This window comes from Arcticibacter pallidicorallinus, from assembly GCF_003002875.1.
Classification (GTDB): Bacteria; Bacteroidota; Bacteroidia; order Sphingobacteriales; family Sphingobacteriaceae; genus Arcticibacter; species Arcticibacter pallidicorallinus.
In genome coordinates this window covers 137,660-144,934 of sequence record NZ_PVTH01000009.1, presented here as the reverse complement: position 1 = coordinate 144,934, position 7,275 = coordinate 137,660, and the positions used below count along the sequence as shown (strand labels likewise).

At 43.5% G+C, this 7,275-nt stretch carries 6 protein-coding genes; 5 read left to right on the top strand and 1 reads right to left on the bottom strand.

From position 1 onward, the window contains the following. Nucleotides 1–366 precede the first annotated feature (366 nt). The 4 genes from B0I27_RS14280 (at nt 367) to B0I27_RS14265 (ending at nt 5,024) form a co-directional block, all read left to right on the top strand. The gene (locus tag B0I27_RS14280) at nt 367–714 is read left to right on the top strand and encodes a DUF3024 domain-containing protein (protein ID WP_106294518.1); all 348 of its coding nucleotides are present in this window, start codon (nt 367–369) and stop codon (nt 712–714) included. A gap of 69 nt (nt 715–783) precedes the next feature. Continuing rightward, nucleotides 784–3,393 carry a DNA mismatch repair protein MutS gene (gene mutS, locus B0I27_RS14275; RefSeq protein ID WP_106294516.1) on the top strand — a complete coding sequence of 870 codons (2,610 nt, stop codon included), beginning with the start codon at nt 784–786 and terminating at the stop codon, nt 3,391–3,393. Between the two features lie 38 nt (nt 3,394–3,431). Then, complete coding sequence (locus B0I27_RS14270) at nt 3,432–3,935, top strand: C40 family peptidase (RefSeq protein ID WP_245925524.1); 504 nt, start codon at nt 3,432–3,434, stop codon at nt 3,933–3,935. A 117-nt stretch (nt 3,936–4,052) separates the two neighbouring features. Continuing rightward, nucleotides 4,053–5,024 (top strand): 3'-5' exonuclease, encoded by a 972-nt coding sequence (locus B0I27_RS14265; RefSeq protein WP_106294514.1) that lies wholly within the window; start codon nt 4,053–4,055, stop codon nt 5,022–5,024. 31 nt (nt 5,025–5,055) lie between these two features. Here the strand turns inward: B0I27_RS14265 and queG are convergent, their stop codons facing one another. Beyond that, complete coding sequence (gene queG, locus B0I27_RS14260) at nt 5,056–5,997, bottom strand: tRNA epoxyqueuosine(34) reductase QueG (protein ID WP_106294512.1); 942 nt, start codon at nt 5,995–5,997, stop codon at nt 5,056–5,058. Nucleotides 5,998–6,066: 69 nt separating this feature from the next. On the opposite strand from queG, the gene B0I27_RS14255 reads away from it, so the two are divergent. Next, nucleotides 6,067–7,245, top strand: a complete 1,179-nt coding sequence (locus tag B0I27_RS14255; protein WP_106294510.1) for an MFS transporter — start codon at nt 6,067–6,069, stop codon at nt 7,243–7,245. The last annotated feature ends 30 nt before the right edge of the window (nt 7,246–7,275 follow it).

Here is a 7,275-nt window from a genome sequence, read left to right as displayed (position 1 = left end):
CCGATGGTACTGCAGTAACATGTGGGAGAGTAGGTCGGTGCCAAATCTTAAATCAGCCCGGTAGTTTCAGTACTACCGGGCTTTTTTGTGCGTTATGCTTTTGTTGTATAGACAGAAATCCAGCACCGGTTCATTCCATTCTTCAAATCTCTTCTTCGGTTATTGCAACGGTACCTTTCATGTTTGCTTTAGTTTAGTGTTACGGCAATTTCGGGATGTCTTCAGGTCTCGATCCTGGGTAATACTTGTGCAGATAATGTGACGGAAGTGTTGCTTTTACACTATCATTATAGTTTTAATTAATTTTAACTAATTATTTCATATTGTAGGATATTTTTCCATATTTGATTCAGAAACCTATGGCAAATGGCAATTGAAACATTACATACTCTGGAGATAATTGAGGCGATGGAAAACTTCCTTGTGCGCAAAAGACCTGAGGAGGAATTTAGATCTCAGATAGATCTTTCCTATGTCATCGAAAAGCAAAGCGTGATTATTCATGAGATACGCCCCCGGTGGGATAGACCTGAAGAGATTGTTGAGATACCGGTAGCTAAAGCAACGTATGTCATGTCAAAAAAAATGTGGAAGGTTTTCTGGAAGCAAGGTGATCTCAGATGGCATGCCTATACACCGGAACCGTTGGTTCCGAATATTCGCGACTTTGTCGCGTTGGTAGAGCAAGACGAGTACTATTGCTTTTGGGGTTAGTGTATCATTTTTCAACATATACTGTAAAGCTGGGGAATCTGATTAATTTAGCGACTAAAAGGAGAGGTATTGGCTAAGAGTACTACGAAGGAAACCCCGCTAATGCAGCAGTATAATACGATCAAGGCGAAATATCCTGGTGCTTTATTGCTGTTTCGCGTTGGAGATTTTTATGAAACATTCGGAGAGGATGCTGTAAAGGCCGCCGGAATTTTAGGTATCGTGCTTACCAAGAGAGCTAATGGCTCGGCTTCGCATATTGAACTTGCCGGGTTTCCTCACCATTCTATTGAAACGTACCTTCCAAAGTTAGTCAGGGCAGGTCAGCGAGTTGCTATATGTGATCAACTGGAAGATCCCAAAACAGTCAAAACGATTGTGAAGCGGGGCGTAACGGAGCTGGTAACACCCGGAGTGGCATATAGTGATAATATACTTCAACAGAAGTCAAATAACTACCTGGCTTCGGTATATTTTGACAGGAATGTCACCGGTGTTGCATTTATAGACATTTCTACCGGCGAGTTTTTAGTTGCTCAGGGCACTAACGAATATATCGATAAACTGCTGCAGAGTCTGAAACCGAGCGAGGTGATTTTTCCGAAAAGTCGGTCTCATGAGTTCAAAGAGGCCTTTGGCGATCGCTTTTATACCTATACCCTGGATGAGTGGGCATACGCAGGAGACTTCGCCTATGAAAATTTGCTTAAGCATTTTGAGGTAAAATCGCTGAAAGGCTTTGGTATCGAGAGACTGGCAGTAGCTAATATAGCTGCGGGCGTTGCCTTGCATTATCTTAACGAGACGGAACACCGTAATCTCCAGCATATCTCGTCCATTGCGCGTATTGAAGAGGATCGATACATGTGGCTTGATCGTTTCACGATCAGAAATCTTGAACTTATCGGGTCTGCTAATGAGAACGCCGTTACATTGGTTGACGTCTTGGACCAAACGCGTTCTCCAATGGGAGCCAGGATGCTTCGTCGTTGGATCGTCATGCCATTGAAGGAACGCAGGCCTATAGAGGAACGGCTGAATGTGGTCGAATTCCTTCTTAATAACGAGGCTCTTCGCGAAGCTTTAATTCATGAAATCGGTCAGATTGGAGATCTGGAACGGCTCATATCTAAAGTTGGGCTTCAGAAAGCAAATCCAAGGGAGATCTGTCAGCTAAAACGAGCGTTAATAGCGATTGAAAGTATAAAGAATAATTGCGACAGCTCTGGCAGCGAGGCTTTAAGACGAATCGCCGAACAGCTCAATCCCTGTATGCTCATTCGTGAAAGAATCGAAAAAGAACTTCATCCTGAACCTCCGGCTTTGGTTCTAAAGGGCGGTGTTATAGCAGACGGCATTAACGAGGAGCTCGATCGCCTTCGTAAAATTGCGTTTGGTGGAAAGGGCTATCTTGTTGAAATCCAAAAACGCGAAGCGGAACTTACCGGAATACCATCGCTGAAGGTTGCCTTCAACAATGTCTTCGGATATTATCTGGAAGTTACTAATTCTCACAAGGATAAGGTGCCCGCGGAGTGGATAAGAAAGCAGACTCTGGTCAATGCAGAACGTTATATCACACCTGAGCTGAAGGAGTATGAAGAGCAAATTCTGGGTGCTGAAGAAAAGATACATGCGCTGGAGACCCGATTGTACGCAGAACTCGTTTATTCTCTCTCAGATTATATACGTCCGATTCAGCTGAATGCTCAACTTACAGCTCAGCTGGATGTACTTCTTTGCTTTGCAACGCTTGCAATTAAGAACTTCTACGTGAAGCCTGTTATTACAGATGACCACGTTCTGGATATTAAAGGGGGACGGCATCCGGTGATAGAAAAAAATCTTCCCCTAGGAGAGGATTATATCACAAATGATGTACATCTTGATAACGATTCTCAGCAGATTATTATCATAACCGGGCCCAACATGGCTGGTAAATCGGCTCTCCTTCGTCAGTGCGGCTTAATTGTGCTGATGGCTCAGATGGGCTGTTTCGTTCCTGCAAAAGCAGCCTGTATCGGCATTGTTGATAAGATTTTTACCCGTGTAGGCGCGTCAGACAATTTATCATCGGGAGAGTCAACTTTCATGGTGGAGATGAATGAGACGGCCAGTATTATGAATAACCTTTCAGAGCGAAGTCTTATTCTTTTGGATGAGATCGGTCGGGGTACTTCTACGTATGATGGAATCTCTATTGCGTGGGCTATTGCAGAGTTTCTTCATAACCATCCGACCTCCAAGGCGAAAACGCTTTTTGCGACACATTACCATGAGTTGAATGAGCTGTCAAACTCGTTTAGCAGAATAAAGAACTTTAACGTGACTGTTAAAGAGGTTGGGAACAAAGTTATATTCTTGCGTAAACTGGTGCCTGGGGGTAGTGAACACAGTTTCGGTATTCATGTTGCGAAGATGGCTGGAATGCCTCCGAAGCTTATTTCCAGAGCTAATGAAATTTTACGCAGGCTCGAGCAGGAGAGAACGGGTGGAGAACATATCAAAGACAGCATAAAAAAGGTACAGCAGCAGGCATATCAGCTTCAGATGTTCTCGATAGATGATCCGGTACTCGTAAAAATACGAGATATGCTGAATAATCTTGATGTGAACACATTAACGCCAGTAGAGGCATTAATGAAGCTGGATGATATTCAACGAATTCTAAAGGGATGAGAGTAACTGGGAAGATTTTAAGAGCATGTGGTTTTTTGATGATAGCATGTTTATTTTTCACATCCTGTAAATCAAGAAAAATCATCACTGATGCTTCCAGTGCTCGCGGGAAGGAGTTGAGCGGAACTATCGAACAACGCTACGCTACCTTGTTGGGCGTACAGGAAAAGGATATCAAAGACCAGCGCTTATATAAGTTTATTGATAGCTGGATGGGGGCTCCTCATCGGTTGGGAGGTATGGACAAAGGTGGAATAGATTGTTCAGGCTTCACCACCATCTTGCAAAAAGAAATTTATAAGAAGAGTGTAGCCCGTACGGCACGTGAAATGGCAGAACAGGTTAAGCGTTTGTATGAAGAAGACCTGAAGGAAGGTGATCTTGTGTTTTTTGATTTCGGTGGTCAGCCCTTTAATCATGTCGGTATATATCTTCATAACAATAAGTTTGTGCATGTATCCACGAGTAAAGGGGTAATTATCAGCGACCTAAGAGATCCATGGTATTACAAGTACTTTTCGCGTTGTGGCTCCGTTAAGTAGATAGTCTTTCCGAAATAATCGCTTTAGAAACGGATGCTAGGCATATAAGATTATTTTTACGACTTTTGCTGTGGTGGTGGAGAAAGATTGAACTCTAAGCCTTTAATGATTTAATAAATGAAACTTAATCTGAAACGCCCTCTTGCTTTCTTCGACCTTGAAGCTACAGGTACAATTATTGGCTTCGACAGAATCGTTGAAATTGCTGTCCTAAAGGTATTTCCTGATGGTACAAAGGAGATGAAAAATGCTCGTATTAATCCGGAAATGCCGATCCCTTTGGAAACTTCATTGATTCATGGAATATATGATGAGGATATAAAGGATGCTCCGACTTTTAAGCAGGCTGGTCCTGAATTTGCAGCGTTTCTTGATGATTGCGACTTGGCGGGATATAACTCTAATAAATTTGATATACCGATGCTGATGGACGAGTTTCTTCGCGCGGGTGTTCCTTTTGATATCGACAACCGGAAGTTCGTTGATGTACAGAACATCTTCCATCAAATGGAGCAGCGAACTTTAAAAGCTGCTTATAAATTCTACTGCGGTAAGTCGCTTGAAAATGCACATAACGCTGATGCGGATACCATGGCCACGTATGAAGTACTATTGGGTCAGCTGGAAAGGTATAAGGATGTGGAGTTCGTTGATAAGAAAGGTAATGTTTCCGTCCCCGTTAAGAACGACGTGGATGCTCTTCACGAATTCACCAATCTCCACAATCCGGTAGATTTTGCTGGCCGATTGGTTTTTAACGACAAAGGTATAGAGGTGTTTAATTTTGGCAAGCATAAAGGAAAATGTGTGGAGGAGGTGTTCCAATCAGAACCCAGCTATTATGCCTGGATGCAGAATGGCGATTTTCCACTGTATACCAAGAAGTGCCTTGAGAAGATCTGGATGAGATGGAATGAGAAAAAGGTTCTTGTAAAAAAGACAACAGAGACGAAAATAGAGGTGGAAAGCCCGAGGACGGTTACGCCTAAAAAAGATATTGAGGCCAGACCTGTCTTCAAAAAGAAGGAGTCTGCAGCGCCGGTGACCGATTCGATGCTCGATGAGTTAAAGAAGAAGTTTGGCAAATAGCCTGAATAAAAAAGCCGGTTTAACCGGCTTTTTATTGTTTTATGGGTTTTAGAAACTCGATATTTCTTTTAAGTCCCGTAAATTTTGTTCGTTTGATGGGGGAGCCTTTGAATAATTGTTTAAAGACATCTTCGGTGATTTCTTCCCAGTCTGACGCAGACATTTTCAGTAAGTCAAAAGACGGTTCAAAGGCAGGTTCATCATGACGACTTGAGAATCGGTTCCAGGGACAAACGTCCTGACATATATCGCATCCAAACATCCAGTTGTCGGTCTTACCTTTGAATTCGTTGGGCAATTCATCCTTTAGCTCTATGGTTAGGTAAGATATGCATTTAGAGCCGTCCACCACTTGTGGGGAGACGATCGCATCGGTGGGACATGCATCTAAACACTTCGTGCAGGTGCCACAATAATCTTTATCCGATGCCAGATCATATTGGAGGTCGAGGTCTGTAATGAGTTCTGCCAAAAAGAAAAAGGATCCAGACTTTTTGTTAATTAGGTTGCTGTTTTTTCCTATCCATCCGAACCCTGACTGTATCGCCCATGCGCGGTCGAGAACCGGAGCAGAATCAACGAACGCTCTTCCGGAAACATCACCAATGTGCTCCTTTATGAATTGAAGAAGATCTTTGAGCTTTGATTTTATGACATCATGGTAGTCAGCGCCGTAAGCGTACTTGGAAATGCGAGGAGCAGCAGGATCATGCTGCTTTTCGTCTGTATAATAATTAAGGGCCAAAGAGATCACTGAGCGAGACCCTTCAACCAGTTTGGTTGGATCGAGTCGTTTGTCGAAGTGATTTTCCATGTACGACATTTTCCCATGATATCCGTTTTTGAGCCAGTTCTCCAATCGGGGGGCCTCCTTATCCAGAAAACCTGCTTTTGAGATACCGCAGAACATAAAACCAAGCCTGCGCGCCTCCTCTTTAATTAGCTGACTGTATCTCCCCGCATTATTGTACATCGTACAAAGATATGGATAACGAAGTAGGGCTCTGAGCTATATTATCATTATTTTTGCGCGCATCTTAATATGTCGGATAACAACACTCGTCTTTATACATGGTCTTTTGGCCTGTTATGCTTAAGCTCATTACTCTTCTCCGCTAGCTTCAATATGCTAATCCCCGAGTTGCCTGCTTATTTAAGTAGCTTGGGAGGCGCTGAATACAAAGGGTTGATCATCGCGTTATTTACCTTGACGGCTGGCATTTCGCGTCCTTTCAGTGGAAAGCTGACAGACACGATAGGTCGTGTTCCCGTGATGGCGGTTGGTTCGATAGTCTGCTTTGTTTGCGGGTTTTTGTATCCGGTGCTCGGTACAATAAATGGCTTTTTATTCTTAAGGCTTTTACATGGTTTTTCTACAGGATTTAAACCCACGGCAACTGCAGCATATGTAGCAGACATTGTTCCGGTAAAAAGGTGGGGCGAAGCTCTTGGGATTCACGGTTTATGTTTTAGCACCGGTATGGCCATTGGGCCTGCTATCGGCAGTCTGATCACCAGCTACTATTCGATCAACGTCTTGTTTTACAGCTCTTCGGTGTTTGCGATGCTTTCTATCCTGATATTGCTCAACATGAAGGAAACCCTAAAATCGAGAGAGTCGTTTAAGCTGTCTCATTTGAAGATTTCCCGCACGGAAATCATCGAGTGGCGTGTCATACCTGCGGCCCTAATTATCCTGCTTTCCTATTTAGGCTATGGTGTATTGTTGACGCTGATCCCGGACTGGGGCGAGTATTTGGGCGTAACAAATAAGGGTTTGTTCTTCATGACGTTCACGGTGTCTTCCCTCATGATCCGTTTTGTTGCTGGGAAAGTTTCCGATCGCTTTGGCCGTGTTTCTGTGATAAAAGTTGCGTTGGTGATGCTATGTGTTTCTTTCTATTTGATAGGAAATGCTCAATCGGTTACTGATCTTTTGGTTGGTTCTGTCGCTTATGGAATTGCGGGTGGAATATTTTCTCCGGCGACGAATGCCTGGACAGTTGATTTAAGTCACCCCGATCACAGAGGAAAGGCCATGGCTACGATGTATATTGCTCTTGAGATAGGTATTGGCGCGGGAGCGCTACTGGCAGGCGCACTCTATAAGGATGTAGTGACTATGATTCCGATGATCTTCTACATATCTTCAGGCGCTTGTGTGGCAGCTCTCATTTATATATTCGGGAGAGAACGCTTTCAAAAGCGACCAAATAACTAAGGCTGTCTTTGCAGGGACAGCCTTAGTTAT

Excerpts from the sequence above, each read along its gene's own strand:
- B0I27_RS14255 (WP_106294510.1), top strand. The coding sequence starts at position 6,067 with ATGTCGGATAACAACACTCGTCTTTATACATGGTCTTTTGGCCTGTTA.
- B0I27_RS14270 (WP_245925524.1), top strand. The coding sequence starts at position 3,432 with ATGATAGCATGTTTATTTTTCACATCCTGTAAATCAAGAAAAATCATC.
- B0I27_RS14280 (WP_106294518.1), top strand. The coding sequence starts at position 367 with ATGGCAATTGAAACATTACATACTCTGGAGATAATTGAGGCGATGGAA.
- B0I27_RS14265 (WP_106294514.1), top strand. The coding sequence starts at position 4,053 with ATGAAACTTAATCTGAAACGCCCTCTTGCTTTCTTCGACCTTGAAGCT.
- queG (WP_106294512.1), bottom strand. The coding sequence starts at position 5,997 with ATGTACAATAATGCGGGGAGATACAGTCAGCTAATTAAAGAGGAGGCG.